Source organism: Krasilnikoviella flava (genome assembly GCF_900167525.1).
GTDB lineage: Bacteria > Actinomycetota > Actinomycetes > Actinomycetales > Cellulomonadaceae > Isoptericola > Isoptericola flavus.
Genome location: NZ_FUZQ01000004.1, coordinates 96,268 through 122,359 on the forward strand (window position 1 = coordinate 96,268; position 26,092 = coordinate 122,359).

At 71.9% G+C, this 26,092-nt stretch carries 22 protein-coding genes; 15 read left to right on the forward strand and 7 right to left on the reverse strand.

Going from position 1 to position 26,092, the window contains the following annotated elements; translation table 11 throughout:
• The first annotated feature begins 483 nt into the window (after positions 1 to 483).
• The 6 genes from B5Y66_RS11385 (at position 484) to B5Y66_RS11410 (ending at position 7,814) form a co-directional block, all read left to right on the forward strand.
• Complete coding sequence (locus tag B5Y66_RS11385) at positions 484 to 1,509, forward strand: LacI family DNA-binding transcriptional regulator (protein ID WP_079574624.1); 1,026 nt, start codon at positions 484 to 486, stop codon at positions 1,507 to 1,509.
• Positions 1,506 to 2,516 (forward strand): 2-hydroxyacid dehydrogenase, encoded by a 1,011-nt coding sequence (locus B5Y66_RS11390; RefSeq protein ID WP_079574625.1) that lies wholly within the window; start codon positions 1,506 to 1,508, stop codon positions 2,514 to 2,516. Before B5Y66_RS11385 ends, B5Y66_RS11390 begins: the two co-directional genes overlap by 4 nt.
• Complete coding sequence (gene manD / locus B5Y66_RS11395) at positions 2,513 to 3,730, forward strand: D-mannonate dehydratase ManD (RefSeq protein WP_079574626.1); 1,218 nt, start codon at positions 2,513 to 2,515, stop codon at positions 3,728 to 3,730. Before B5Y66_RS11390 ends, manD begins: the two co-directional genes overlap by 4 nt.
• 5 nt (positions 3,731 to 3,735) lie before the next feature.
• Positions 3,736 to 5,253 carry a mannitol dehydrogenase family protein gene (locus B5Y66_RS11400; protein ID WP_079574627.1) on the forward strand — a complete coding sequence of 506 codons (1,518 nt, stop codon included), beginning with the start codon at positions 3,736 to 3,738 and terminating at the stop codon, positions 5,251 to 5,253.
• A gap of 101 nt (positions 5,254 to 5,354) precedes the next feature.
• Positions 5,355 to 6,752, forward strand: coding sequence for an MFS transporter (locus tag B5Y66_RS11405; RefSeq protein ID WP_079574628.1), 1,398 nt, complete (start codon positions 5,355 to 5,357; stop codon positions 6,750 to 6,752).
• A 21-nt stretch (positions 6,753 to 6,773) separates the two neighbouring features.
• On the forward strand, positions 6,774 to 7,814 hold the full coding sequence (locus tag B5Y66_RS11410; protein WP_079574629.1) for a zinc-binding dehydrogenase: 1,041 nt from the start codon (positions 6,774 to 6,776) through the stop codon (positions 7,812 to 7,814).
• Between the two features lie 67 nt (positions 7,815 to 7,881).
• Here the strand turns inward: B5Y66_RS11410 and B5Y66_RS11415 are convergent, their stop codons facing one another.
• Positions 7,882 to 9,333 (reverse strand): MATE family efflux transporter, encoded by a 1,452-nt coding sequence (locus B5Y66_RS11415; RefSeq protein ID WP_079574630.1) that lies wholly within the window; start codon positions 9,331 to 9,333, stop codon positions 7,882 to 7,884.
• Positions 9,334 to 9,470: 137 nt separating this feature from the next.
• The gene (locus B5Y66_RS11420; RefSeq protein ID WP_079574631.1) at positions 9,471 to 9,911 is read right to left on the reverse strand and encodes a MarR family winged helix-turn-helix transcriptional regulator; all 441 of its coding nucleotides are present in this window, start codon (positions 9,909 to 9,911) and stop codon (positions 9,471 to 9,473) included.
• Positions 9,912 to 10,095: 184 nt separating this feature from the next.
• Between B5Y66_RS11420 and B5Y66_RS11425 the strand changes: the two genes are divergently transcribed.
• Positions 10,096 to 10,515 carry a hypothetical protein gene (locus B5Y66_RS11425; RefSeq protein WP_079574632.1) on the forward strand — a complete coding sequence of 140 codons (420 nt, stop codon included), beginning with the start codon at positions 10,096 to 10,098 and terminating at the stop codon, positions 10,513 to 10,515.
• A 38-nt stretch (positions 10,516 to 10,553) separates the two neighbouring features.
• On the opposite strand, the gene B5Y66_RS11430 is transcribed toward B5Y66_RS11425, so the two are convergent.
• The 3 genes from B5Y66_RS11430 to B5Y66_RS11440 all read right to left on the reverse strand — a co-directional run bounded on the left by B5Y66_RS11430 (position 10,554) and on the right by B5Y66_RS11440 (position 14,608).
• Positions 10,554 to 13,070: a DUF4268 domain-containing protein gene (locus tag B5Y66_RS11430; RefSeq protein ID WP_079574633.1), complete on the reverse strand. Its 2,517-nt coding sequence runs from the start codon at positions 13,068 to 13,070 to the stop codon at positions 10,554 to 10,556.
• Between the two features lie 150 nt (positions 13,071 to 13,220).
• Positions 13,221 to 13,667: a MarR family winged helix-turn-helix transcriptional regulator gene (locus tag B5Y66_RS11435; protein ID WP_079574634.1), complete on the reverse strand. Its 447-nt coding sequence runs from the start codon at positions 13,665 to 13,667 to the stop codon at positions 13,221 to 13,223.
• The gene (locus B5Y66_RS11440) at positions 13,664 to 14,608 is read right to left on the reverse strand and encodes an alpha/beta hydrolase family protein (RefSeq protein WP_079574635.1); all 945 of its coding nucleotides are present in this window, start codon (positions 14,606 to 14,608) and stop codon (positions 13,664 to 13,666) included. The genes B5Y66_RS11435 and B5Y66_RS11440 overlap by 4 nt, the downstream gene beginning before the upstream one ends.
• A gap of 172 nt (positions 14,609 to 14,780) precedes the next feature.
• Between B5Y66_RS11440 and B5Y66_RS11445 the strand changes: the two genes are divergently transcribed.
• The 5 genes from B5Y66_RS11445 to B5Y66_RS11465 are packed head-to-tail and all read left to right on the forward strand — an operon-like array spanning position 14,781 to position 21,310.
• Complete coding sequence (locus tag B5Y66_RS11445; RefSeq protein WP_139820852.1) at positions 14,781 to 15,863, forward strand: LacI family DNA-binding transcriptional regulator; 1,083 nt, start codon at positions 14,781 to 14,783, stop codon at positions 15,861 to 15,863.
• Between the two features lie 54 nt (positions 15,864 to 15,917).
• Positions 15,918 to 17,252 (forward strand): ABC transporter substrate-binding protein, encoded by a 1,335-nt coding sequence (locus B5Y66_RS11450; RefSeq protein WP_079574637.1) that lies wholly within the window; start codon positions 15,918 to 15,920, stop codon positions 17,250 to 17,252.
• A 9-nt stretch (positions 17,253 to 17,261) separates the two neighbouring features.
• Complete coding sequence (locus tag B5Y66_RS11455) at positions 17,262 to 18,218, forward strand: carbohydrate ABC transporter permease (RefSeq protein ID WP_079574638.1); 957 nt, start codon at positions 17,262 to 17,264, stop codon at positions 18,216 to 18,218.
• Complete coding sequence (locus B5Y66_RS11460; protein WP_079574639.1) at positions 18,215 to 19,129, forward strand: carbohydrate ABC transporter permease; 915 nt, start codon at positions 18,215 to 18,217, stop codon at positions 19,127 to 19,129. The genes B5Y66_RS11455 and B5Y66_RS11460 overlap by 4 nt, the downstream gene beginning before the upstream one ends.
• Before the next feature lie 48 nt (positions 19,130 to 19,177).
• The gene (locus tag B5Y66_RS11465) at positions 19,178 to 21,310 is read left to right on the forward strand and encodes a beta-galactosidase (protein WP_079574640.1); all 2,133 of its coding nucleotides are present in this window, start codon (positions 19,178 to 19,180) and stop codon (positions 21,308 to 21,310) included.
• Between the two features lie 151 nt (positions 21,311 to 21,461).
• Here B5Y66_RS11465 and B5Y66_RS11470 read toward each other — a convergent pair whose 3' ends face one another.
• The gene (locus B5Y66_RS11470) at positions 21,462 to 22,106 is read right to left on the reverse strand and encodes a TetR/AcrR family transcriptional regulator (protein WP_079574641.1); all 645 of its coding nucleotides are present in this window, start codon (positions 22,104 to 22,106) and stop codon (positions 21,462 to 21,464) included.
• Positions 22,107 to 22,252: 146 nt separating this feature from the next.
• On the opposite strand from B5Y66_RS11470, the gene B5Y66_RS11475 reads away from it, so the two are divergent.
• The 3 genes from B5Y66_RS11475 (at position 22,253) to B5Y66_RS11485 (ending at position 24,088) form a co-directional block, all read left to right on the forward strand.
• A complete protein-coding gene (locus B5Y66_RS11475; RefSeq protein ID WP_079574642.1) occupies positions 22,253 to 23,032 on the forward strand; it encodes a glucose 1-dehydrogenase in 780 nt (259 codons plus the stop codon).
• Positions 23,029 to 23,505, forward strand: a complete 477-nt coding sequence (locus B5Y66_RS11480; RefSeq protein WP_079574643.1) for a nitroreductase/quinone reductase family protein — start codon at positions 23,029 to 23,031, stop codon at positions 23,503 to 23,505. The genes B5Y66_RS11475 and B5Y66_RS11480 overlap by 4 nt, the downstream gene beginning before the upstream one ends.
• A gap of 160 nt (positions 23,506 to 23,665) precedes the next feature.
• Complete coding sequence (locus B5Y66_RS11485) at positions 23,666 to 24,088, forward strand: hypothetical protein (protein WP_079574644.1); 423 nt, start codon at positions 23,666 to 23,668, stop codon at positions 24,086 to 24,088.
• 187 nt (positions 24,089 to 24,275) lie between these two features.
• Here B5Y66_RS11485 and B5Y66_RS11490 read toward each other — a convergent pair whose 3' ends face one another.
• A complete protein-coding gene (locus B5Y66_RS11490; protein ID WP_079574645.1) occupies positions 24,276 to 25,985 on the reverse strand; it encodes an SIR2 family protein in 1,710 nt (569 codons plus the stop codon).
• Positions 25,986 to 26,092 lie beyond the last annotated feature (107 nt).

The following is a 26,092-nucleotide window of genomic DNA, read 5'->3' on the forward strand; positions in this document are numbered from 1 at the left end:
TGGCGCACAGTCGGGTGCGGGCGCCGCCGTCGCCGAGGGGCCGACCGCCACCAGGCCGGCCAGCACCAGTGCGCCGGCCGCGCCGGCCGCGCCGGACGCCGTCAGGCGGGCCGTGCGACGACCGCCTCCGGACCCGGGCTGCCTTCGCGGACCGCGCGTCGCAGGGTGTCCTTCGCGGTGGGGAGTGGGCGCCGTCGCCCGGCCGTCCCTGGCTGCAGTGTTCGACATGGCCACAGCATCACGGACGGCGCGCTGCGCCGTTCCGGTGGACACGGGTGAAATCTCGGCCCGGACCGGTCGCGCCCTCGGCGACACCAGGCTCTCGCCCTACCGATCTGTTGGGCAGGACCCCGACGTCACCAGGAGACCAGCCGGCCAGCATGACGACGGCGGGGCGGGCGAGCCTTGTGCAAGGCTTGACAATGTTGCACAACTTGCACAAGGTTGGTTCGTCAGTCGTCGTCGACCGAAGGACGGACCATCGTGGCTCCCACCCTCACCGAGGTCGCCCAACGCGCCGGGGTGTCGCTCTCCACCGCCTCGCGTGCGTTCAGCGAACCGGACCGCATCGCGCAGGAGACGCTCGCGCGCGTCGTCCGGGCCGCCGAGGAGATCGGCTACGTCGCGTCCTCGCCGCGCCGGCAGCGCAACGCCACGCGCCCGACGCGCTCGACCACCGTGGCGATGGTCGTCCCTGACCTCGCGAACCCGATCATCGCGACGTTCGTCAAGGCCGCTCAGGCGCACGGCTGGTACCGCCGTCAGACGCTGGTCCTCACCGACGCCGACGGCAGCCCCGACCGCGAGCGCGAGATCCTCGGCGAGCTGCACGGCCGCGTGGACGGGTTCATCGCCTGCTCCCCGCGGCTGCCCGCCCACGACATCGTCGAGCTCTGCGGCGACTCCCCGCTGGTGCTCGTGAACCGGGACTCCGACGAGGTGCCGAGCGTGCTCGCCGACACCGAGCACGGGCTGCGCCAGGCGATCGAGTACCTGCGCGTGCTCGGTCACGAGCGCGTCGCGTACGTGCAGGGCAACCAGCTCTCCTGGTCCAACGAGCACCGCGTCGCGGCAGCACGGCGCCTGGCGGAGGAGCACGACGTCGAGCTCGACGTGCTCGGCTGGCACGCCGAGACCATGGCTGGCGGCAACGCCGCCGCCGCGAGCGTGGTCGCCACCGGCGCCACCGCCGTGATCGCGCACAACGACCTGGTCGCGCTGGGCATCGTCGAGGGCGCCGCCCAGCTCGGGCTCAGCGTGCCCGAGGACCTGTCGGTGATCGGCATCGACGACACGACCCTCGCGTCGGTCGCCAAGCCGCAGCTCACCAGCATCCAGGTGCCGATGTCGCGGGCGGGCGTGCTGAGCATCGACCTGCTGCACGGCCTGCTCGCGCAGGACGACGAGCCCGACACCGGCCCGCGGACGGTGCACCTGCCCACGCAGCTCGTCGTGCGCCAGTCCACCGCGCCGGCCCCGGGCTGGGACCCGCGGGGGGCACGCCGATGAGCGCCGCCCTGCGCGTCGTCGTCACCGACGCGAACCTGCTCCCGCTCCGCGACGAGCTCGTCGGCCTCCTGCCGGCGGGCACCGAGGTGTCGTGGGCCGTCGGGGTCCATGCCGACGAGCTGACCGCCGCGCTGCGCACCGCCGACGTCCTCGTCGGCCCGGCGCTGACCCCGGAGATGGCCGAGGCCGCCCCCGGGCTGCGCCTCGTGCACGTCGCCGGGGCGGGCACCGACCGCGTCGACCCCGCCGCCCTGCGCCCCGGGATCACGGTCGCGAACACCTTCCACCACGAGGGCTCGATCGCGGAGTACGCCGTGTGGGCGGCGATCGACCTGCGCCGCGACCTGCGCCTCGCCGACGCGGCGCTGCGCGAGGGTCGCTGGCGCTCGTCGGTCTACGACCGCGGGCTGCCGCAGGTCCAGACCCTCGGGGCGGCCCGCGTCGGCTTCGTCGGCTTCGGCCACATCGGGTCGGCCTGCTGGCAGGCGATGTCGGCGTTCGGCGCCTCCGGGCGCGCCGTGACCGGCAGTGGCCGCGTCGACGCCGAGGCCGCCGGGCTCGACTGGGCCGGCACGACCGACGAGCTGCCCCGCCTGCTCGCCGAGTCCGACGTCGTCGTCGTCAGCGTGCCGCTCGACGACCGCACCCGCGGCATGATCGGCGCGCGCGAGCTCGGACTGCTCGGCCCCGGCGGCGTGCTCGTGAACGTGGCCCGCGGGCCGGTCGTCGAGGAGCAGGCGCTCTACGACGCGCTCCGTGCCGGCACGATCCACGGCGCGGCAGTCGACGTCTGGTACTCGTACCCGGGCCCCGACGGCCACGCCCGCCCGGCCGCTCTGCCGTTCCACGAGCTGGAGAACGTGCTCATGACGCCGCACCTCTCCGGCGTCACCCGCCAGACGTTCCTCGGCCGTGTCCAGGACATCGCCGCCAACATCACCCACCTGGCCGAGGGCCGGGCCCTCGAGCGCGTCGTCGCGCCGCAGCCGCAGGAGGCCTCCGCATGACCGACACGATCGTCGCGGCCGATGTCATCGTCACCAGCCCCGGGCGCAACTACGTCGTCCTCAAGATCACCACGGCCGACGGGGTGGTGGGCTGGGGCGACGCCACCCTGAACGGTCGCGAGCTGTCCGTCGCGTCCTACCTGCGCGACCACGTGTGCCCGATGCTCGTCGGGAGGGACGCCTCGCGGATCGAGGACACGTGGCAGCTGCTCTACCGCGGTGCGTACTGGCGCCGCGGCCCGGTAACGATGGCGGCGATCGGCGCCGTCGACGTCGCCCTGTGGGACATCAAGGGCAAGACCCTGGGGCAGCCCGTCTACCAGCTCCTCGGTGGCGCCGTGCGCGACCGGGTGCTCACCTACACCCACGCCTCCGCGTGGGACACGCCGGCCCTGCTCGACGCCGTCGACGCGCGCCGCGAGCAGGGCTTCCGGGCCGTGCGCGCCCAGTCCGGCGTGCCCGGCCTGGACACGGTGTACGGGGTGCACCGCGACGTCGCGGGGTACGAGCCCGCGTCGCGCGGCGCCGGGCCCGTCGAGGAGACGTGGGACACCGCGGCGTACCTGCGGCACGCGCCCCGGGCGCTGCAGGCGGTGCGCGACCACGTCGGCCCGGAGCTCGCCCTGCTGCACGACGCGCACCACCGCCTCACCCCGCAGCAGGCGGCGCGCCTCGGCAAGGAGCTCGAGCCCGTCGACCTGTTCTGGCTCGAGGACGTGACCCCGGCCGAGAACCAGGAGGTGCTGCGGCTGGTGCGGCAGCACACCACGACGCCGCTCGCGATCGGCGAGGTCTTCACCACGGTCTTCGACTGCCACCAGCTCATCACCGAGCAGTTGATCGACTATGTGCGCACCGCCGTCGTGCACGCGGGCGGCATCAGCCACCTGCGCAAGATCCTCGCGCTGGCGGAGGTGTACCAGGTCAAGGGCGCGCCGCACGGGCCGTCCGACGTGTCGCCGGTGTCGTTCGGCGCGAGCGTCCACGTGGGCCTGGCGACGTACGCCTTCGCCATCCAGGAGTACATGGGCTACCCCGACCTCGTGCACGAGGTGTTCCCGCACTCCTGGTCCTACGGCGACGGCTACCTCCACCCCGGCGACGCGCCCGGCGTCGGCGTCGAGCTGGACGAGGCCCTCGCGGCGAAGTACCCCTACGAGCCCGCGTACCTGCCCGTCGCGCGCCGGCTCGACGGCACCCTCACGGACTGGTGACACCCATGACCACGACCATCGACTCCCGCGCGACCCGGCTCGGGCGCGGCGCCCCGCTCGCCGACCTCCTCGTCGCACCCGCCGAGCCGGCGGGGACCGGCATCGTGCACCTGGGCCTGGGCAACTTCCACCGCGCGCACCAGGCCGTCTACACCGCGCGGGCGCTGCGGGCCGAGCCCGGGGACTGGGGCATCCTCGGGGTCGCGAACCGGTCGCGACGCGTGGTGGACGCGCTGCGCGCCCAGGACCACCTGTACTCCGTGCTCGAGATCTCCCCGTCCGGCAGCAGCGTGACCGTGCCGGGCGTGCACACGGGCACGCTCGTCGCCGCCGAGGACCCCGCGGCCGTGGTCGCGGCGCTGGCCGCGCCGTCGACCCGGATCGTGACGCTCTCCGTCACCGAGCACGGCTACCGCATCGCCCCCGGCACGGGGCGGCTGGACCTCGCCGCCGACGACGTCCGGCACGATCTCGACCCCCGCACGGCGGGCACGCCCGTGACCACGGTCGGGCAGGTCGCCCGCGCGCTCGAGCGACGTGCGCTCGGGCACGGCGAGCCCGTCACGGTGCTGTCCTGCGACAACCTGCAGGCCAACGGGTCGACGACGCGCGCGCTCGTCCTGGACTTCCTCACGGCGTCCGGGGCCGAGCAGGACGTGCTCGACTGGGTCGCGGCATCGGTCACCTTCCCGAACTCGATGGTGGACCGCATCGTCCCCGCCACCACCGCCCGGTACGCGGACGAGGTGCGCCGCCTCACCGGGCTCGCCGACGCCGCACCAGTGCCCGCCGAGCGGTTCACCATGTGGGTGCTGGAGGACCGGTTCGCCGCCGGCCGTCCGGCGTGGGAGCACGGGGGAGCGGTCTTCTCCGACGACGTCGAGGCGTACGAGCTGATCAAGCTGCGACTGCTCAACGGCACGCACTCCCTCATCGCCTACCTCGGCGCCCTCGACGGCCGGGAGACCATCCCCGACGCGCGGGCGCAGTCCTTCGTCGAGCGCGCCGCGCGGGCGGTGATCGCGGAGGAGTACCTGCCGAGCATCACGCTGCCGGACGGGTTCGACGCCGACGCGTACGTCGCCCAGCTCTTCGACCGCTGGTCGAACTCGGCCCTCGGGCACCGCACGAGCCAGGTCGGCTCGGACGGGTCCGTGAAGCTCCCGCAGCGCGTGCCCGCCCCGGCGCTGCGGATCCTGCGCCAGGGCGCGGTGCCCGAGCACCTGGCCCTGACCGTCGCGGCGTGGCTGTGCTGCGTCGCACCGATCGACGGCTTCGACCCCGGACCGCACGCCGCCGCGATGACCGACCCGGCGCGCGAGCACCTCGCGGAGCTCGCCCGTCAGACGCGCGGCACCGACGGCCTGGTCGAGGCGGTCCTCGCCCCCGGCGGGCTCCTCGGTGACGAGCTCGCCGACCATCCCGAGTTCGTCGCCCGGGTGGCCGAGCAGGTGCGCACCATCGTGGCCCACGGCCCGTGTGCCGCCGCACAGGCCGCGGCCGAGGCCGCCCGTCGCTCCTGACCGGAGCCCGCTCCACCGACCACTGACCGACACGCACTGACCCGAACCGGTCGTCACGACGACGTGAGGCTCCCGCAGGAGGAGCCCGACCTGGAGGAACCATGGACCACACGCTCTCCCCGGCGACGACGCCGGTCCCCGACGACGGGACCCGTGCCGTGCCCCCGGCCCCGGAGCCCGACCGCGCGCAGGTGCGCCGTGCCGCGATGGCCGGGCTGGTCGGGACGGCCCTCGAGAACTACGACTTCGTGCTGTACGGCACGGCGTCCGCGCTCGTCTTCAGCCAGATCTTCTTCCCGAACGTCTCGCCCGCCGTCGGCGTGATCGCCAGCTTCGGCGCCTACGCCGTGGGCTTCTGCGCCCGGCCGCTCGGCGGCCTCTTCTTCTCCCGCTACGGCGACCGCCTCGGACGCAAGTGGATCCTCGTCGCGACCCTGCTGCTCATGGGTCTCTCGACCCTGGCCATCGCGTTCCTCCCGACCTACGAGCAGGCCGGAATCGTCGCGCCCGCCCTGCTGGTCCTGTGCCGGTTCGGTCAGGGCTTCGGCGCCGGAGCCGAGCAGTCCGGCGGCGCGACGCTGCTGACCGAGTCCGCGCCCCGGGGCAAGCGAGGGCGGATGGCATCGTTCGTCATGGTCGGCGCCGCGTCGGGCACCGTCCTGGGTGCCGGGGCGTGGGCGCTCGTGCAGCTCCTGCCCGAGGACCAGCTCATGTCGTGGGGCTGGCGCGCCGTCTTCGCCTCGTCGATCCTCGTGACCATCGCCGCGTACGTCTTCCGCCGCAAGCTCCAGGAGACCCCCGTCTTCGAGGAGGCCAAGGAGGCGAAGGTCACGGCCGCCGCACCGGTGCGCGAGGTGTTCCGCAACGGCAAGCGGCTGCTCGCCATCGTCACCTTCATGACGGTCGGCTTCAGCGTGCAGTCGTACACCTACCAGGTGTTCATGGCGTCCTACCTCAAGGACACCGTCCAGATCGATGCCGCGAAGGTCCCGCAGATCCTGCTCGTCGGCGCCGTCTTCGGCGGCATCGCCGCCTGGGTGCTCGGCGCCCTGTCCGACCGCTGGGGCCGCCGCGGCCTCTTCCTCGCCGTCGCCGGAGCGCTGCTGGTCATCCCCTACCCGACCTTCATGGCCCTCAGCTCCGGCCACCTCGGCTGGATCTACGTCGCGATGATCGTCGGCTTCATGCTGGCCTGTCAGGGCGGCGTCGCGATCACCATGAGCTACTTCCCGGAGCTCTTCGGGAGCCGCTACCGCTACGCGGGCGTCACCCTCGGCCGCGAGTTCGCCGCCGTGCTCGGCGGCGGGTTCGCCCCGCTCATCGCGGCCTCGCTCGTCACCGCGTTCTCCGGCTCGTGGCTGCCCGTCGCCATCTACATGTCCCTCGCGATGCTGCTCGCCTTCGTGGCCGCCCTCAAGGCGCCCGAGACCCTGAACCGCGACCTCACCGACCCGCGCAACGCCATCGACGTCCCGCAGCCCGCGCCCGCGCGCGCCTGAGCCGGCGTCCGGAGGAGAACCATGACCGACCTGCCCACCACGACCACCGCCGTCACCGCCTATGCGGCCGGGGACCTCCGGGTCGAGCAGCAGCCGCTGCCCGCCCCGGCGCCCGACGAGGCGCTCGTGCGGATCGCGTACGGCGGCATCTGCGGCTCGGACCTGCACTACTGGCGGCACGGCGCCGCCGGCGAGTCGGTGCTGCGCGCCCCCATGCGCCTCGGTCACGAGGTGTCGGGCACGGTGCTGCGCGCCGCCGCCGACGGCACCGGCCCGGCCGCGGGCAGCGACGTCGCCGTGCACCCTGCCACCCGTGGCACCGGTCCCGAGAAGTACCCGCACGACCGACCGAACATCTCGCCCGGGGCCTCCTACCTGGGCAGCGCAGCGCACGTGCCGCACACCGACGGGGCGTTCGCGTCGGTCGTCGCGATCCCGGCGCGGCTCCTCCGACCGTTGCCGGCGGGGCTCGACCTGCGCACGGCGGCGCTGGCGGAACCGGCGGCCGTGGCCTGGCACGCCGTCGAGCGCGCCGGGGACGTGCGGGGCGCGACGGCGCTCGTCGTCGGGGCCGGCCCGATCGGCGCGCTCGCCGTCGCCGTGCTTAAGCACCACGGCGCCGCGCGGGTCGTGGCGGTCGACCTGCACGAGCACGCGCTGTCGACGGCGCGCGCGCTCGGCGCGGACGAGGTGCTGCCCGCGACGGCGGCCGAGGGGATCGCGGCCGTGGGGGCCGACGTCGTGCTCGAGTGCTCCGGCTCGTCGCCGGGCCTGGAGTCCGCGGTGCGGGGAGCGGCGCGCGGCGCGACGGTCGTCCTCGTCGGGCTCATGCCGAGCGGGCCGCAGCCCGCGCTGCTGTCCCTCGTCGTCACGCGAGAGCTCGACCTGGTCGGCTCGTTCCGCTTCAACGACGAGATCGACGACGTGCTCGACGCGATGGCCGACGGCTCCCTGGCCGTGGGGTCGGTCGTGAGCCACGTCGTGCCCGTCGACAGCGCCCTGGAGGCCTTCGCGCTCGCGGCCGACCCCACGTCGTCCTCCAAGGTCCTGCTCTCGTTCTGACGAGGGGCCCTGCCCTGCGTCCAGCCCGGCCGGCGTCGACGGCACAGCGCCTGTCGCACGCTCGTGATCAGGCCTCCGCCTGCTCGAGTGTCCCTTCGGCGCGCTCGGGGCTGCCCTCGGCGAGGCCCTTCTCGATCGCGCGCCGCGACGCGACCAGCAGCCCGGCGCCGATCAGGCACACGAGCACCTCGCTGACGGTGAGCGCCCAGACGATGCCGGCGAGCCCGAACCAGAGGTTGCCGAGGATCACGATCGGGATGAACAGCACGCCCTGCGAGACCGACATGACGATCGCCGGGGTGGCCCGGCCGGTCGCCTGGAACAGCGACGTCATGAGCCCGGCGAAGCCGTTGGCGATCATCGCGACGAGCTGTGCGGTGAGGATCGTCGCGCCGATCGTCAGGACGGCGGGGTCCGCGACGAACGCCGAGAACACCCGGTCGCGGAACAGCATCACGACCGCGGAGAACAGCACCCCGAGGCCGCCCACGGTGAGGGCGGCGACCCGCAGCGCGGCCGTGAGGCGGCCGCGGTCGCCCTTGCCGTAGGCGTAGGCGAGCAGGGGCAGGATGCCGAGCGTCACGCCCATGAGCAGGAACTCGGGCACCTGCGCGATGCGGACGGCGACGCCCATCGCGGCGAGCGGCCCGTCGCCGTAGGCGGCGGCGAGGTTGTTGAGCACCAGCGAGGTGACGATGAGGAACGACGCCTGCAGCAGCTCGCCGACGCCGACGCCGAACACGGGCTTGATGACGTCGCCCGACAGAGTGAACCACCGCGGCGCGAGGCTCATGTGCTCGCTGTGCCGGGTCAGCCAGGTGGCGAAGTAGGCGACGACGCCGAGGTTGGCCAACCCGGTCGCGAGGGCCACGCCCGCGACACCCCAGTGCAGGACGAGGATGAACAGCACGTCGAGCAGCAGGTTCGCCACCGTCGAGGCGATGAGCCCGACCATGACCTGACGCGAGGCACCCTCGGCGCGGACGAGCTGCTCCAGGCAGAACGCCGCCGTGAGCACGGGGACGAAGGCGAGCATGACGGCGACGTAGGTCGTGGTGGCCGACGTCGCGGCGGCGTCCGCGCCGAGCAGCGAGACGAGCGGGCCGAGGAAGATCAGCCCGAGGACGCCGAGCACGACGCCGGTGATCACCGCACCCCAGACGGCGAACGACGAGACGTGCCTGACCTGGGCGGCCTGCGCGGGGTCGTTCTCGGCCGCGCCCAGGAGACGCGAGACGAGCGCCCCGCCGCCGACGCCGAACACGCCGCCGACGGCCATGACGAGGCCGAGGATCGGGGTGCCTAGCGTGACCGCGGCGAGCAGGGCGTTGTCGTGGAGCGAGCCGATGAAGCCCGCGTTGATGACGTTGTAGACCGCGCCGACGATCATCGCCGCGGCCATCGGCACGCACAGGTGCACGAGGGCGCGGACGATCGGCGCGGAGGCGAGGTACCAGCGGTTGGTGCCGACGGCGTCCGCGGACGACGGGGCGGTGGGAGTGAGGTCGGTGGTGCTCATGGCGGCTGCTCCTTGTCGGGCAGGCTCGAGCGCACGCCGACGGGACGCCGGCGCGGCGGAGCGGAACAGGGTGTGGGGGAGTGGCCGACGCGCGGGTGCGCGGGTCGGTCGGGTCAGGTCAGGTCAGGCTGGTCGGGTCAGTCCCGCGTGGGCTGCGGCAGCTCCGCGACGATCTTGGTGAGGAGCTGCTGCAGGGTGGCGCGTTCCGCCGTGTCCAGCGGGGCGAGGATCGTGTCGTCGAGGGCGGCCATCGCGTCGGGGAAGCCGGCGACCAGCTCGGCGCCGGCCGGGGTGGCATGGACGCGCTTGACGCGCGCGTTGTCGGGTGCCGCGCGGCGCTCGACGAGGCCGCGCTGCTCGAGCCCCTTGAGGAGGCTCGTGACGCTCGCGGCGCTGGTGCGGCTCACCGCGGCGATGTCGCGCTGGATCGTGCCGGGATTCTGCACCAGGTAGCCGAGCACGAAGGCCTGCTCGTGGCTGATCTCGCGCTCGCGGATCCAGTCCTCGCCGGCCTTGCGTTGCGCCCAGCCGATCCAGCGGACGAGCTCGAGGCTGGTGGGCATGCGCTGCTCGGTCATGATGAGAACTCTAACCATTAGAGATCTAACTGTCAACGGTGTGTGGCGCGGAGGGGCGGCGGCTGCAAGAACGCCTCGCCCGGCGACATGATGTCGGTGACCGGACCGCACCGGAAGGAGCTGAGCGATGCCGCCGTCCGCCAGTGACCGGCCTCCGGCACCAGAGCGTCGGCGTCTCGTACGCATGCCGCTCTGGGCGACGGTGGCTGCGCTGGGCATCGTCGCACTCACGGTTCTCGCCGCCGTCGTGCGCCCGGACGTGCCCGGACTGCAACAGGCATGCCCGGCGATCGGCTATTCCAGCCTGCTCCAGGTGACGCTCGAGGTGGACACGTCCGAGGTGGCCGTCCTCCAGGTGCGCGACGGCGAGCAGTGGCAGCCGCCGTATCCGCCGGACGCGGAGGTGCCCGCGATCCCGACGTCGCACGACGGCGACACGTGGACCTTCACGCTCTTCTCCTCGCCGCGCTCGATCATGCTGCGTGCGCTGGACGACGACGGCGACGTGCTCGCCCGGACGGAGGTGGACGTCGGCTGGGTGCGCGTGGGCGGGACGGCCGAGTGCAGGGGACCGATGGAGGCACACGCAGACTGGACGATGTGACCGCTGGGGAAGAGGTCTGGCCCTCGTCGTTCGGAGCCTCACAGGTATTGAGGAAAGACAGCCGCAAACCTCTCCGCCATCATGACGAGCCACTGAGCGAGCTGCGGGGCCTGATCGGGGTCGCGAAAGTCCCCCGCGCCCCGCGCGATGACTTTGCTCGCCTTCTTCGTCGGGAGTTCCAGCCACTCGAGTGGTGAACCCACCGCCTCCTCGATCTCGGCTCTGCGGGCGTACAGTGCGGCGAAGAGCTTCTTGTCATGCACGATGTACAGCTCGCAGTCAGCAGTCGGGGCCCGCGAGCTCACCGTCAAACTGATGTGCGCGCGTCTTGACCCGATGCTCACGTCCATCCAATAGCGCGGTGGCGCCTTGGGCCAGGACTGCACGAGGGTGCTGTTGGCCTCGCCGAGGTCGCGGACGAGCGTGAAGAAGCGTTGCTGCTGAGCGCTCAGGTCGCTGTTCGCTGCAGCACCGACTGCCTGGCCATTGGCCCGCCGGCCGCCCTGGTCGATGTCGAGTCCGACGAGTGCCGCCAGCTCCGTGGCTGCGATGAACTGGTCTGCGGAGGCCCGACCCGCCTCATCGAACGTCACGCCCTCAGACTTGAGGTACTCGACGGGGTCATCCTTGCGCTCCGCTTCGTACCAACGGAAGCCAGGCGAGACGGATCCCCCGGCCTGGAGGACTCGCCACGCGTTGGCCATCGGGTGCGCACTGATGATGGCAGCGACGGGCTGAGGGTAGGTCCCCGCAACGATGGCTACCTCGCCGTAGGTGGTCCACCTACCTGACGGGATCTCCGCGACGATCGACGCTACCGCCGCCCTCGTCGTGGATGGTTCGGCTTCCGCGGCACCGACGAGGTTCTCGTCCGGCCCGGGCCAGAGTTCGATGATTCTCTCCGCAAGAGCCGCGCCGCGCGCCAGAATCTCCTTCTGGCCCCACGTGCTGTGGGCCGCAACCTCCCGGTTCAGCCGCAGGCCACTCTCAGCGAGCATCCGTCGCTTGGCCGCGAAGCCCTTGTTGCTGAGCTCGCTGTTGTAGCCACTGAGGGTCAAATTGCCCAACGTGTGAACGATGCGTTCGTGCTCGTAGGTGATATCGGCATCATCGGGGAGCCCCGCCGCGAAGTCGTCCCGGACGGCCTCGGTGAGCGTCTGGGGAAGGACATGCTCGATCGTGAGCTTGGTCGGATCGATGGGCTCCTTGGAGCCGTACGATTCCTCGATCCACTGCAGGATGAGCTTCTTCTGTGCGGCGCGTCCCTGCCAGTAGAACGGGACCATGCCGGCTGCGTCTCGCACCTGCCGGTCGGTGGCGTAGTACTTTCGTCCCCGGGAGAGATAGTCACGCAAGGCCGCGTCGACCGACTGGTCGCCCGAGATCGCACCGACCGCCTGCAGGAGCGTGCGGTTGAGGCTGGCCGTTGCCCGCCCGATGACTATGCGGCGCACGAAATAGGACTCAAGGCAGGTCAGAGCGCGGGCCACCTGCTCTGCGGTCGCTGCCCCCGTAGAGCGGCGGTCGAGGAGTCGCATCACGACCGGGTACGCCGTCGTCGAACCCCAGGCCTTGATCCTGTGAAGACGCCGGCGAATCTCAGCGTCCTCCTCACGGGAGGGATCCAGGATGGTCGCGAGCACCTCGCCGAGCTTGGCGATACGGACGGCCTCGTCTTCGATCTCCTGGGCCGTCCTCAGCTTTTCGAGCCGCTTCTGCTGGCCGACGTACGTGTCGGACTGCTTGGCACGTTCGTCGGTCTGGACGAGGTCCAGCCAGAAGAGGAGCTCGAGGTTGTCGGCGCTGAGCTTCTTCTCCAGCGGCAGCCACACGTTCTCGTAGACGAGGTCTGCCCTCTCGCCGAGCCGCATGAACAGGTAGTTCTTAAGGAGGTCGGACTGGTTGAGCTGCAGGCCGGTGTTGTTCAGCGACTCGAAGATACGATGCGCATTGTCACCGGGCTCTGCCGTGACGACAACGACGGCAAGGCCGCGCACGACCGCGTTCTCGATCTCTTCGAGGTCGTGAGGATCGTCCGGGTCATCGGCCGCCGCGATCTTGGCCCGGAAGTGGTTGTACGCCTCGCCCACCGCGTCGCCTCCACCGGCCTCCGGCGCAGAGTGCACGACGGCGAGGTAGGAGGGGCGGTCAGCCTGTGTCGGAAGGACCTTTGACGGCTTGCCTTTGTCGTACACGTTAGCGAGATACTGCGCGTGCACGCCGTCAGCGCGGTCCCGGTCACCTGTCTCGATGAGATGGTCGCGGAGCGCCGCAAGGAGCAAGGTGAGTGTGGTCAACCGCTGCTGACCATCGACGACGAGGAGCTTCGCGACGCCGACGACGGCGAAGTCCGGGCTGGCGGCGAGGACCAGCGACCCGATGAAGTGCGTCGCGGCCGGGTCGGAGCGCCGCGCCTGAGCCAGCTCGACGATGTCGTTCCAGAGCTGGTCGAGCTGTTTCTTCCCCCACGCATACGTGCGCTGATAGAGGGGGACCTGATACTGCTTCTTGCCCTCCAGCACGCCCGCGAAGTTCGTCTCCGTCGCCTTGACCACGCATGCCTCCGCGTTCTCAACAAACCAGCCTTGGCGTGCACCGTATCGCTCGATTACAGGTCGCGTCTGTGCTGAGAAGGTCTCTGTGGATCTGGCGGACCCGTGTGGTCTCCGCCTCCGTCCGACCGATCCCGAAGATATCTCAAGCGGCTAGGGAAGGGTACGTGTCACGTGCTCGAGCCAGCGGCTCACGGTGGCGAGCTCGTCGTGGGTGAAGCCTTCGGTGAGGCGGTCGTTCAGCTCGGCCAGCGCGGCGCGGACGTCGTCCAGCGCGGCGGTGCCGACGGCCGTGAGGTCCAGGCGCACGGTGCGCCGGTCGTCGGGGTCGGCGCGACGGCGCACGAGGTCTGCGCGCTCCATGCGCGCGAGCAGTCCGCTCACGCCGGCGGGGGAGGCCGCCAGCGCGGCCGTCACCTCGCCGATCGTCGCGCCCGGGTGGTCGGCGAGGTGGAGCAGCACCCCGGCGGCGGGGGCGCCGATGCCGTGACCGTTCCCGGCGCCGCCGGTCTGCCCGCCGTCGCGCCGCGTGATCCATCGCCGCATCTGGCGCTCCGCCGCGGTGGTGAGGAAGACGAGCCGCGGCGGACGGCGTGTCATCGGCGCGGCTTCCTGGCGCGGAGGCTGACGTTCCCGTCCTGCTGCGCGGGGGCGCTCTCGGCTCGTGCGTCGAGCCAGTCGAGGAGCTGGGGCCAGAGCGTGTCGCGGAGACCACGGCGGAAGAACCCCATGTGGCCGATGGTCGACACCCCGCCGTCGGCCGGGCTCCACGTGCGGCGCTCGACCCGGGCGGCGGTCAGGTGGTCGGTGATCGCCTCGATCTGCGCGGGCGTGGCCCACGGGTCGTCGGTGAAGCCGACGGCGAGCACGTCGCCGGTGACGCGCGCGGCGTCCGCGGCGGCGTTCATGCTCGGGTCGTCGAAGAAGTACCCGGGAAGCCGCGACCACCGGCTCCACTCGAGCATCGCGGCGGCGGGCATGTCCTCGCCGAGGCCCATGCGGCGGCCGGGCACGTAGCCCAGCACCCGGGCCGCTGCGGGGCCGAGCGCCCGCAGGATCAGCGCGACACGCGCTCGCTCGCGGCGGGCGGGGATCGTGGCCGTCACGCCGGCGTGCGACGCGATCGTCACGAACCCGGCGAGGCCTCGCGACCCGTGGCCCAGCGCCAGCGCGTGCCCGCCGATGCTGTGCCCGACGGCGAGCTGCGGCACGTCGCCGAACCGCGGGCGAGCCCACGCGGCGACCGCAGGGACGTCGTCTGCCATCCAGTCCCGCATGCGCGGCCCGCGGTGCTCGCGTGGGCTGCCGGACCGGCCGGTGCCGCGGTAGTCGTACGTCACGGCCACGTACCCGTGGGCGGCGAGGAACTCTGCGAACCCCGTGTACAGACGCTCGGGCACCGCCGTCGCGGGGTGGATCACGACGACGCCGCGCGGCGACTCGTCAGCGGGCTTCCGCACCGTGCCGACGACCCATCCGCCCGCCGGGATCTGGATCCGCAGCTCGTCGGAGTCCACCGTCGCCGGGTTGTCACTTCGCATGCGAAATACCCTAGCGGCCGGCGCGGGGTCCTGCGGCGAACCGCGGCCCGGTCCTCGCTCGATGGCGGCCAAGGTGTGGCTCGACCTCTTGACTACGTAGTCAGTCGGTGCGAGGCTCCTTCCCGACCGCGAGTTGACTACGTAGTCAGGCCGTCCGGCGAAGGAGCCAGGAATGTCCGAGAGAGCACGACGAGGCGCGCACCGCCCGCCGGCGATGGTCGACGTCGCGCAGCATGCGGGGGTCTCGCAGAAGACCGTGTCGCGCGTGGTGAACGGCGAGCCCAACGTCTCGTCGGCGGTTCGCGAGCGCGTGCTGGCCGCGATCGACGAGCTGGGCTTCCGCCCCAACAGCGCGGCGCGCGCCCTGGTCACCGCCCGGTCCCGCGTCATCGGCTTCGTGTCCACCGGCAGCGCGCTGTACGGGCCGAGCCAGATGGCCGTGGGCGTGGAGCAGGCGGCCCGTGAGGCCGGGTACACGGTCGTCGTCGTGCACACCCGCTCGGGCGACCCGGCCGAGGTGGGCGCGGCGCTGGACGAGCTCGCGGGACGCGGCGTCGACGGCATCGTCGTGTCCGAGCCGGCCGACAGCCTCCGCCCGCTCGGCCACGCCCCGGCGGGCGTCCCCGTGCTCGCCCTCGAGCACCGCCCCGACGAGCCCGACGAGTGGCTCCTCGTCGGGGCGGACGTCCGCTCGGGGGCGCGGGCCGCGGTGGAGCACCTGCTCGAGCTGGGCCACGAGACGGTCTGGCACGTGGCGGGGCCGGAGGGGTGGGGCACCACCCGCGACCGGCGGCTCGGCTGGGCCGACGCCCTCTGCGCCGCCGGCCGACCGCTCCCCGACGTGCTGCGCGGCGACTGGAGCCCCGCCTCCGGCTTCGAGGCCGGCCGCGTCCTGGCGGACGTGCCGGACCTGACCGCCGTCTTCGTCGCCAACGACGAGATGGCCGTCGGCGTCGTCCGTGCGCTCGAGACGGCCGGCCTCACCGTGCCGCGCGACGTGAGCGTGGTCGGCTTCGACGACGTCGCCACCGCCGCGTACCAGCACGTGCCGCTCACCACCGTGCGGCAGGACTTCGCGCAGATCACGAGCCAGGGCATGGCCCTGCTGTTCGCCACGATCGAGGGCCGCGCCGTGCCCGAGCGGCAGACCGCCGTCCCGCTCCAGCTCGTGGTGCGCGAGTCGACGGCCCCGCCGCACCCGGCCCGTGCCGCCGCGCCCGGCGGCCGGGGAGGGGAGGGCGACCCCACGACCTGAGCACCACCCAGCGGTACCCCCATCGCACGGCAGCCTCAACGAGGAGGACTCCACATGACGATCTCCCGGCGCGATCTGCTCCGCAGCGCGCTCGTCCTCGGCTCCGCGGCCGCCCTCGGCCCGGCCCTGGGCGGTTGCGCGACGAGCTCCGTCGCCGCTCCCTCGGTCAGGTCCGGGGACGTCGACCTCTTGTTCTGGACCCACGACCAGGGCTACATCGACTTCTTCTCCGGCGCGGTCGGGCTCGCGGACCGCGCGACCTCGTACCGGTACGCGCTCAGGTCGCTGCAGATCGCGGCGGACGACCTCGTCACCAAGCTCATCGCGCAGGCGGTCGCCGGCCGCGGGATGCCCGACGTCGCGGGCCTCGAGATCGGCAACTTCGCCCGCCTGCTGCGCGGCGACCTCGCGCCCGAGCTCCTGGAGCCGCTGGACGACGCCGTCGCCGACGTGCGCGACGACCTCATCGAGGCGCGCCTCGCCCCGTTCTCGCGCGACGGTCACCTGTACGCCCTCGACTCCGACGTGCCGATGGCCGTGTACTACCGCCGCGACGACCTGTTCACCGAGCTCGGCATCCCCACGGAGGTCGAGTCGTGGGAGGAGCTCGCGCGGATCGGCGCGAAGGTCCACGACCAGACGGGGCGGTCGCTCGGCACGGTCGTGACCGGGACCGACCTCGGCCAGGTCGTGCAGCAGTTCTGGATCCCGCTGCTCCAGCGCGGCGGCGGGCTGTTCGACGCCGACGGCGAGCTGAGCATCGAGACCCCGGAGGCGGAGGAGGTGCTGAGGTTCCTCGTCGACGGCGTGCAGTCGGGCTTCCTGTCGACCGTCTCGGACGTCTACGGGCCGGCCATGCAGGCGGCCCTCAAGCAGGGCAAGATCATCGGGCTCTCGATGCCCAGCTGGTACGAGTCCTACGGCCTGAAGCCCAACGTCCCCGAGCAGGCGGGCGCCTGGCGCATCGGCGCGCTGCCGCCCTTCGAGGGCGGCGGCGGGCGCACCAGCGTGGGCGGCGGCACCGGCTTCGCCGCGGTCACCGGGTCGCCGCACACCGCCGCGTCCGCGGACTTCGTCGCCTCCGCCTACCTCGACCCCGACCAGCAGGTCCGCCGCTTCACCGACCTCGGCTACCTACCCACCCGCCGGTCGGCGTACCAGGACCAGCGCCTCCTCACGCTCGAGGACGAGTACCTGGGCGGGCAACGGGCCTTCGAGGTCTTCGCCGACCTCGTCGACGAGGCGCCCGCCGTCTACCTCAGCCCGGACATCCAGATCCTCAACACCGTCCTCGCCGGAGCTCTCGTCGACGCCTACCGCGGCCGCAGCACGCCGGCGCAGGCGCTGACGGAGGCGGCCGAGACGTTCCGCAGCCAGGCCGACCGATAGGGGACATCGATGTCGTCTCTCGCTTCAGCAGCACCGACCGCCGTCGTCCGCGGCACGACGACGCCGCCCGGCGCCGCCGCGCGACGCACCCTGCCGTCCGCGGCGACCCAGCGCGCGCCGTACCTGTTCATCGCGCCCTTCTACCTGCTGTACGTGCTGTTCATGATCGTGCCGATCGTCGCCGCGCTGTTCCTCAGCCTGACCTCCTGGGTCGGGCTCGGGACGCCGGAGTTCGTGGGGCTGGCCAACTACGGGAACCTGCTCGGCGACTCCAGCTTCTGGACCGCGGCCGGCAACTCGGGCCTCTACGTGCTGGTCGCAGTCGTCCTCGTGGTCCCGTGCTCGCTGCTCATCGCCCAGGCGCTCAACGCCCGGGGGCTGCGGGCACGCGACCTGTTCCGGGTCACCTACTTCGTGCCGATGGTCGTCTCGCCCATCGTCGTCGCGCTGATCTTCTCGATGCTGCTCGACACCGAGTACGGCCTGCTCAACAGCTTCCTGCACGCGGCCTTCGGCCTGCCCGGCGTGGACTGGCTCACCGACCCGAGCTGGGCCAGGGCGTCGGTGAGCTTCGTGCTCCTGTGGCGCTGGGTCGGCTACCTCACCATCTTCTTCCTCGCTGGGCTGCAGGCCGTGCCGCGCGAGCTCTACGAGGCGGCCGAGCTCGACGGCGCGGGGCCGGTGCGCAGCTTCACCACCGTCACGCTCCCGGCGATCAAGCCGGTCACCGCGTTCGTCGTCGTCACGTCGTTCATCAGCGCGGCCCAGCTCTTCGACGAGCCGTACCTGCTCACCGGGGGCGGCCCGGGCGAGTCGACCCTCTCGCTCGCGATGTTCGTCTACCGCGCCGCCTTCGAGCGCCAGCAGTTCGGGTACGCCGCGGCCGCCGGCGTCCTGCTCTTCGTCCTCGTGTTCGCCGTCAGCCAGCTGCTCAACCGGGCGCTGCAGATCGGGAGGGCCGCATGACCGCCGCCACCGTCACCAGCCCTGCCCGCCCGGCGACGCCCGCCGGAGCGCCGTCGTCGGCCCGTCGGCGCCGGCCGCGCGGCACCAGCCGCCTCACCCCGGGCCGCGTCGCGCTGTACGGCGTCCTCGTCGTGCTGCTCGCGGTGTTCGTGCTGCCGCTGCTGTTCGCGCTGTCGGGCTCCTTCAAGCCGCGGGCCGACATCTTCGGCGAGCCGCTGCGGCTAATCCCGTCGTCCGTGACGCTCGAGAACTACACGAACCTGCTGAGCAGCCAGCCGTTCTGGAGTTGGTTCGCCATGAGCGTGGGCGTCGCCACCGTGGCCACCGTCGTCTCCGTCTTCGTGTGCGCCCTGGCCGGGTTCGGCTTCGCCAAGTACCGGTTCCGCGGCAAGCGGGTGCTGTTCTCGGTGATGTTCAGCTCGCTCGCCGTGCCGTTCGCCGTCATCCTCGTGCCGCTGTTCGTGCTGCTCGTCAAGACCGGGCTCGGCACGCCGTGGTTCGCGCTGGTCGTGCCCTGGGTGGCGCCCGCCTTCGGCATCTTCATGATGCAGCAGTACATCGTGCAGTCCGTGCCCGACGAGATCCTCGAGGCCGCGCGGATCGACGGCTGCTCGGAGTTCCGCACCTTCCTCAGCGTGGTGCTGCCGCTGCTTCGCCCGTCGCTCGGGGCGCTCGCCGTCTGGAGCTTCCTGCAGTCGTACAACAGCTTTCTGTGGCCGCTGGTCATCGTCTCCGACGTGAACCACTACACGCTGCCGCTCGGGCTGAACATCCTGTTCTCGTCCGAGAACCGCGCGATCGACCTCGTGCTGCCCGGCGCCGTGCTCGCGTCGGTGCCGATGATCATCGTCTTCCTCCTGCTGCGCAAGCAGCTCCTGGAGGGCCTGTCCGCCGGGGCGGTCAAGGGCTGACGCCCCCGCTCCCGCTGTTCCACCCGCACATCCGACCCGAAGGACACCATGACTGACTACCTGCCTGCGAAGGTCCTCTTCGGCGCCGCCTACTACCTCGAGTACCAGCGCACCCCGCGGCTGGAGGAGGACCTCGACCTCATGGTCGAGGCCGGCTTCTCCGTGATCCGCGTGGGGGAGTCCGTCTGGTCGACGTGGGAGCCCGAGGACGGCCGGTTCGACGTCGACTGGCTGCAGCCGGTGCTCGACGGCGCGCACGAGCGCGGCATCTCCGTCATCCTCGGCACCCCCACGTACGCCGTGCCGATGTGGCTGGCGCGGAAGTACCCGGAGATCGCGGGGGAGCGGTCCACCGGCGACCGGATCGGCTGGGGCGCGCGGCAGGAGGCCGACTTCACGCACCCGGCGTTCCGCTTCCACGCGGAGCGCGTGGTGCGCCGCGTCGTCGAGCGGTACGCCGACCACCCCGCGGTGATCGGCTACCAGGTGGACAACGAGCCCGGCAACGAGCTGTTCCACAACCACGGCGTCTTCCAGCGGTTCGTCGACGAGCTGCGCCGCGAGTACGGCACCGTCGAGCGGCTCAACGAGGAGTGGGGCCTGACCTACTGGTCGCACCGCCTGTCCACCTGGGCCGACCTGTGGACGCCCGACAACAACGCCCAGCCGCAGTACGACCTCGCCTGGCGCCGGTTCCAGGCCCGCCTCACGACGGAGCTCATCGCGTGGCAGGCCGACGTCGTGCGCGAGTACGCGCGCCCCGGCCAGTTCGTCACGACCTGCATGGCGTACGCCCGGCCGGCGCTCGAGGACGACGCGCTGGCCGACGGGCTCGACGTGACCGCGGGCAACCCGTACTACCGGATGCAGCACCACCTCGCGCTGCCCGACCAGGCGCACGCGCGCACCGACCAGGAGTGGTTCACCACCGGCGCGTGGTCGGTGTACCGGTCGGCCGACCGGATGTGGTCGTCGCGGCAGGCGCCGTTCCTCGTCACCGAGACGGACGCGTCGTCGATCTGGGGGTCGAGCCTCCACGAGACCGCCTACGACGGCCAGTGGCGCCAGGCCGCCTGGGCCCTGGTCTCCCGCGGCGCGTGCGCCATCGAGTACTGGCACTGGCACACGCTCCCGTACGGCACGGAGACCTACTGGGGCGGGGTGCTGCCGCACAGCAATAAGCCCGGCCGTGTGTACCACCAGATCGCCGAGCTCGGCGAGGACCTGCAGCAGGCGGGGGACGACGTCGTGGGGCTGACCCCCGAGGCCGACCTCGGCATCCTCTACGCCAACGACTCCAAGTGGGCGCTCGCGTTCCAGCCGCCGTTCGGCGGCACACAGCCCGACCGCGGCTCCTACGAGCGCATCGTCGACGCCTGGTACCGCGCGGCGTTCGACGCGAGGCGGCAGGCGCGGGTCATCCACCCGCGGCACCTGTTCGCGCGGACGCCCGCCGACGTCGTCGCGGAGCTGCCCGCGCTGGTCGTGCCCGGGTTCTACGTGGCCTCCGACGAGCAGCTCGACTGGCTGCGGGACTACGCCGCCGCCGGCGGGCACCTGGTGCTCGGCATCCGCACCGGGTACGCGGACACCGAGGCACGCGCTCGCGAGGACCGCCAGCCCGCACGGCTCGCCGCCGCGGCGGGCGTGTCCTACGACGAGTACTCCACCGTCGATGCGCTGCCCGTGCGCAGCAGCGTCCTCGACCTGCCCGACGGCGCCACCGCCACCCGGTGGATCGACGGTCTTGTGGTCGACGACGGCACCGAGGTGCTGGCGTCCTACGAGCACCCGCACTTCGGCCGCTGGCCTGCCGCGACGACCCACGCGCACGGCGACGGGCGGATCACCGTGGTGGGCACGCACCCGGACCCCGCCCTGGGCGAGGCGCTCGTGCGCTGGGTCGTGCCGGCGGGGGCCGCCGACGCCTGGGTCGCCGCGACCGACCGGCCCGAGTCCGTGACCGTCACGGGCGGCCTCGACCGCGAGGGCGCGCACGGACCCGTGCGGTTCGTGCACCACTGGGCGTGGGGGACGGCGACCGTCACCCTGCCCGTCGACGTCGAGGACCTCCTCGCCGAGCGCGGCGCCGGCGGCAAGCGGCCCGTGCTCGCCGCCGGCACCGACCTGACCCTCGGCGACTGGGACGTGCGCGTGCTGCGCGAGGTGACGGGGGCGTAGTCCCTCAGGTTCTTCGGCCGCTGCACGCAGCGTGCGTGAGCCGGTCACGGCGAAGGCGGATCGCGCGGGCACCGGGCCCGCGCGATCCGCCATTCATGTCGGCCGGCTCAAGCGCTCGCAGTGGTGGGCTGCGGGGTCTCGACGGCGGGACTCAGCCGTTGGCGGACGCCCCTGGTCCGGCGACGGCGTACCGGGCGGCGGTGGTGCGGACGGCCTCGTCGACCACCTGGGCGACGCGTTCGGCGCTCACCTCCCAGCCCGGCACCAGGAGTGCCGGCCAGAAGACGTAGTTGGAGATCATGCCCAGGAACTGGGTGGCCGCGAGGTCCACGTCCTCGACCCGCACCGTTCCCGCCTCGTGCTCGGCCAGGAGGTATCTGCGCACGGACTCGAAGTAGGGCATCTTCCCGTGCGAGAACTGCGCCTGGGCCAGCTCCGGGAACCGCGGCAGCTCGGCGATGACGATCCGGAAGAGGTCGCTCATCTGCGGGCGGCTCAGCAGCTCGGCGTAACGGCGACCGATGACGGTGAGCCCGTCGACGAGGTTGCCTGCCGGCGGAGGATCCTCCTCGTCGGCGGTCGACCAGGACTCGGTGACGATGGCGTCGAACAGGGCGGCCTTGGTCGGGAACTGCTTGAACAGGGTGGCGCGCGAGACGCCTGAACGCTCGGCGATCCGCGCCAGCGACGTCCGGTCGTAGCCCAGCTCGAGGAACAGCGCGGTCGCGGCCGTCACGATCAGCGCGCGCTTCTCCTGGGCGACGCGCTGGTGATACGTCGTCACGACCTGGCTCATGGGGCACGAGCCTACGAGGTGAGTGGCTTGACTCACCACTGCAACCGACCTAGCGTCGACGTGATGGCGAGTCGACCGACTCACCACTGGCCGCGGTTCACCGCAGGTGATCCCGGTCGACCACCCCCGTGCCGAAGGACCATCTGATGCCTCGCTTCGACAACCAGACCGTGCTCGTGACCGGCGGGACCGGCGGCCAGGGCTCGAGCCACGTGCGCGCCTTCCACGCGGAGGGGGCGAACGTGGTGATCGGCGGCCTCGACGCCGACCGTGGTGCCGCGCTGGTCGACGAGCTCGGGACCCGCGCTCGCTTCGCGCGCCTCGACGTCAGGGACGAGCGCTCGTGGTCCGCCGCCGTGCACGCCGCCGAGAGCGCCTTCGGCGCCCTGAACGTGCTCGTCAACAACGCGGGCGTGCAGAACCCGCCGGCGACGATCGAGGACACGGACCAGGCCACGTGGTCGCGCATCCTCGACGTCAACCTCACGGGGACCTTCCTCGGGATCAAGGTCGCTGCTCCCGCACTGCGCCGCGCGGGAGGTGGCGCCATCGTCAACATCGCCTCGACCATGGCCCTCGGCGGCACAGCGCACTATGCGCCGTACGTCGCCAGCAAGTGGGCCGTGCGAGGGCTCACCCGCACGGCAGCGCTCGAGCTCGGCCGCGACAACATCCGGGTGAACACCATCCACCCCGGCGTGGTCGCGACCCCCTTCATCCACGAACCAGCAGCCGGCGCCACCGCGGCGATCGCCGACTTCTACTCACCCGAGCCGTTCGCCGTCCCCCGGCTCGGCGAGCCGGCCGACGTCACCCGGCTCCTCCTGTTCCTCGCGTCCTCGGACGCGTCGTTCGTCACGGGGTCGGAGTACGTCATCGACGGCGGGCTCCTCCTCGGCCCGGCCCTCCAGGCCGAGGCCGCATGAGCTCCGCCGACACGATCGGGTCGGACGACTCCGCACGGGACGCGTCTCTGTCCCACCGGCCCGACCACGTCCGGCGTGCCATCGCGATCACCCCCGCCGCGGGCACCAGGGGGCGGATCATCGACATCACGACGCGGGGGCGCCGCACCGGCCGGCCGCGCCGCATCGAGATCTTCTTCTACCGAGCTGCGGGCGCGACCTACCTGTGCAGCGGCGCCGGCGGTGCCGCGACCGGCTGGCATGCGAACCTTCTCGCCGATCCCCACTTCACCGTCCACCTCAAGAACGGGATCCGCGCAGACCTGCCCGCCCGGGCCACGCCTGTCACCGACCCCGCTGAGCGACAGGCCGTGCTGACGGCGATCGTCGCGGACCTCAACCAGCCCCACGACCCCGGCACCATCCGGCCGATTCGGCTCGACGACTGGGCTGACAGTCGGCTGATGCGCATCAGCTTCCGCCAGCGGCCGTGACCGCCGATCCCTCGACGGATGACCTACGAGGAAGGACTCCGCGTTTACACGTCTGGCACCCGAGGCGGGCCGAGTCCAGATCGAGCGGTCACGAACAGGCGCAGGTGCGGCATCGTTCCGTCCATGAAGAGCGCGGGGTGGCGAAGTACCCAACGATCGGGTGACGACTGAACTGCACCGACTGGTGTCCGCACTGCGCAGCGACCTGGGCGCCAGGGCCGAGATCACAGGCCCCACCGTCGACGGCGACGTCGAAGGCTTCTCCGTGCGATCTGAGACGGACGGCTCGGTGGAAGTCTGGCTGATGCACGATGCGGACGGCGTCATCGTGGGGCTCGACAGATGCCCGGGGTGGCAGCTCCCTCGGACGCCGTCGAGCGTGAACGTGTTCCTCACGATCATCGATGCCGCAGTGGCCGGTCGGGTCGAGGTCGGAACCGGTCGCAAGGTGCGCTCGTACCGAGTCGTGATGCCCGACGGGACGGTCATGGAAGACAGCGCGAGGGGTGCGTTTGCTTCTCTTCTCGAGATGCCGTGGAAGCCCCGCACAAGGTGGGCCACCGCGACGGCGTACGCCGGCTGACGTAGGCGGCCGATCGGCACAGATTGGCGGCGACTCTCCCGTCTGGACCGTTCGTGGTGTCCGCCGTACACCTGTCAGGTGTGACGATTTCGCTGCGGGTGACCTCGGCCGGGCGGGGGTGTGCCTACCTGCTTCGGTCGTGACGGTGACGGTGACGGTGACGGGAACGAGCCGCAGATGTCGGCGTTCACGCTGTACCTGACGGAGGCGGGCACGCCGCTCGGGGTGTGGACGGGCCGCTGTGTCGAGCACCGAACGCTTCAAGAGCCTGCACGAGCAGGCGCCAGGCGTCGTCAGAGACCTGTGTCCTCGCACGACTGGCGACCGCATTGACGTCGTCGACGAGTCGCGCCGTCTCGTCGTCCCGCCCGTCGGCGTAGCGATGGTCCAGGAGGTAGGGCGACTCGCGGACAGCGTGCATCGCCATCACGTCCAGGAAGACAGCGAGCGCGCGGGCGGCTCGTCGCCGTTCGAGTGCTTCTCGCTGCTCGCGCGCCTTCGCCGGTCCTTCGGCGCGCGGTACGGGTTCCGGACCATCGACGCCAACACCCAGCTGGGGAGCGACGACCTTGAACCGCCCCTCCCACAGCCGACTGAACGCATCGTCCATGGCGAGACTGATCACCGTACCGATCTCGGGCCGCCCGTGACCGGTCGTCTCGATCGTCTCCCGGAGGCCCGCCACCTCATAGGCGAACCGGATCAGGTTGTCGTCCGTCATCGACGCCCCGACCACGAGAAGGTGCTTGGTGAGCATGAGTGATTGCACGAGCGAGCCGACCGGCTTCCAGCGACTGTCGTAGTGCACGAACGAGCTGCGCGACAGGACGATCGACTCCGGGTGCTCGACGTCGCCGTGCATCTTCAACAGCCAGGGTCGCTCGCTCGACGTCCTGGCCCACGGAAGAACATCGACGGCGGAGTCGTCTTCGGTCCCGGTCCCGTGGGCCGCTGCGACGGCGCGTTCGTACAGCCGGTCGTAGTTGCTGGTCACGGCTTCCCGCACCTGGAGACTCGCGAGCAGGGCGTGGGCGAGGCTCGGCCGTGCCGCGTGGTCCTGTACGACATCGGCCACCAGCCGGCCGAGCTCTGCCTGCGAGCCAGCTGATTCGGCCCCGCGGGCCGCCGCGAGAGTCACCTGGACGAGCTCGGCCTGCTCGAGGGGGCCGAGCTTCTCGATCTTGTCCTTAATCTCGTCGAGGCCCAGCCGGTGGACGAGCTCGGTCAGGAGCCCGTTCCACGACGGGAGGCCCGCCGCGATGCTCACACCGGCACCGAAGAACAACGCCACCTCGCCCCGACGGACGCGTTGCCCGAGCTCTTCGGCGACCGTGGCGTCGATCAGGGTCACAGGGGCCCCGGTGTCTCGACGCCGGTGTTGTAGCGCCGCGTAATCGGAACGCTCTGAGGCGACGAGGGCGACATCGACGCCGAGCCGGTCTGCGGCGTCGCGCAAGGTGGAGACCAGCGCGGCGATGACCTGTCCTCGTCGCCGGCCGAGGCCCCCAGCGCCAGTCCCGACGACGGGCATGGCGATGAGGGGCAGGTCGCGACCGGCCGAGTACGCGGACCGGATCAGGCTCTCGCCCGAGTGCTCGACGATCGCCTCGACGACGCGGAGTGCCGCTTGGCCCACCTCGGACGGCGAGCCCGCGACGACATCGAGGAACCACACCTCGGGCACGGAGTCGTCTGACGGCTTCTGACGTGCGGGCAATGCAGCGCCGCGGGCCCAGCCCTCGGGTCGTAGCTCGTCCCAGGTGTTGCCTGGACCGAGGCCGAGGGTGTCGCGCCACCAGTTCCCGACGGCGAACCACGCGTCCGTGGGAATGACGACGGCGTCTGCGCTCAGCGAGTCGAGCCGGCCGTTGACCACGAAGAGATGCCCGAACGTCATGTAACAACGCTAGGGGAGTTCGGACCAACGTGCGCTGAACTCGAGTGGGTGAACCTAATCCGATCCGCCTCGGGGCAGCGGGTGCCTGTCCTTACGGTCCCGCGCGT

Excerpts from the sequence above, each read along its gene's own strand:
- B5Y66_RS11390 (WP_079574625.1), top strand. The coding sequence starts at position 1,506 with ATGAGCGCCGCCCTGCGCGTCGTCGTCACCGACGCGAACCTGCTCCCG.
- manD (WP_079574626.1), top strand. The coding sequence starts at position 2,513 with ATGACCGACACGATCGTCGCGGCCGATGTCATCGTCACCAGCCCCGGG.
- B5Y66_RS11400 (WP_079574627.1), top strand. The coding sequence starts at position 3,736 with ATGACCACGACCATCGACTCCCGCGCGACCCGGCTCGGGCGCGGCGCC.
- B5Y66_RS11405 (WP_079574628.1), top strand. The coding sequence starts at position 5,355 with ATGGACCACACGCTCTCCCCGGCGACGACGCCGGTCCCCGACGACGGG.
- B5Y66_RS11410 (WP_079574629.1), top strand. The coding sequence starts at position 6,774 with ATGACCGACCTGCCCACCACGACCACCGCCGTCACCGCCTATGCGGCC.
- B5Y66_RS11415 (WP_079574630.1), bottom strand. The coding sequence starts at position 9,333 with ATGAGCACCACCGACCTCACTCCCACCGCCCCGTCGTCCGCGGACGCC.
- B5Y66_RS11420 (WP_079574631.1), bottom strand. The coding sequence starts at position 9,911 with ATGACCGAGCAGCGCATGCCCACCAGCCTCGAGCTCGTCCGCTGGATC.
- B5Y66_RS11425 (WP_079574632.1), top strand. The coding sequence starts at position 10,096 with ATGCCGCTCTGGGCGACGGTGGCTGCGCTGGGCATCGTCGCACTCACG.
- B5Y66_RS11435 (WP_079574634.1), bottom strand. The coding sequence starts at position 13,667 with ATGACACGCCGTCCGCCGCGGCTCGTCTTCCTCACCACCGCGGCGGAG.
- B5Y66_RS11440 (WP_079574635.1), bottom strand. The coding sequence starts at position 14,608 with ATGCGAAGTGACAACCCGGCGACGGTGGACTCCGACGAGCTGCGGATC.
- B5Y66_RS11445 (WP_139820852.1), top strand. The coding sequence starts at position 14,781 with ATGTCCGAGAGAGCACGACGAGGCGCGCACCGCCCGCCGGCGATGGTC.
- B5Y66_RS11450 (WP_079574637.1), top strand. The coding sequence starts at position 15,918 with ATGACGATCTCCCGGCGCGATCTGCTCCGCAGCGCGCTCGTCCTCGGC.
- B5Y66_RS11455 (WP_079574638.1), top strand. The coding sequence starts at position 17,262 with ATGTCGTCTCTCGCTTCAGCAGCACCGACCGCCGTCGTCCGCGGCACG.
- B5Y66_RS11460 (WP_079574639.1), top strand. The coding sequence starts at position 18,215 with ATGACCGCCGCCACCGTCACCAGCCCTGCCCGCCCGGCGACGCCCGCC.
- B5Y66_RS11465 (WP_079574640.1), top strand. The coding sequence starts at position 19,178 with ATGACTGACTACCTGCCTGCGAAGGTCCTCTTCGGCGCCGCCTACTAC.
- B5Y66_RS11470 (WP_079574641.1), bottom strand. The coding sequence starts at position 22,106 with ATGAGCCAGGTCGTGACGACGTATCACCAGCGCGTCGCCCAGGAGAAG.
- B5Y66_RS11475 (WP_079574642.1), top strand. The coding sequence starts at position 22,253 with ATGCCTCGCTTCGACAACCAGACCGTGCTCGTGACCGGCGGGACCGGC.
- B5Y66_RS11480 (WP_079574643.1), top strand. The coding sequence starts at position 23,029 with ATGAGCTCCGCCGACACGATCGGGTCGGACGACTCCGCACGGGACGCG.
- B5Y66_RS11490 (WP_079574645.1), bottom strand. The coding sequence starts at position 25,985 with ATGACGTTCGGGCATCTCTTCGTGGTCAACGGCCGGCTCGACTCGCTG.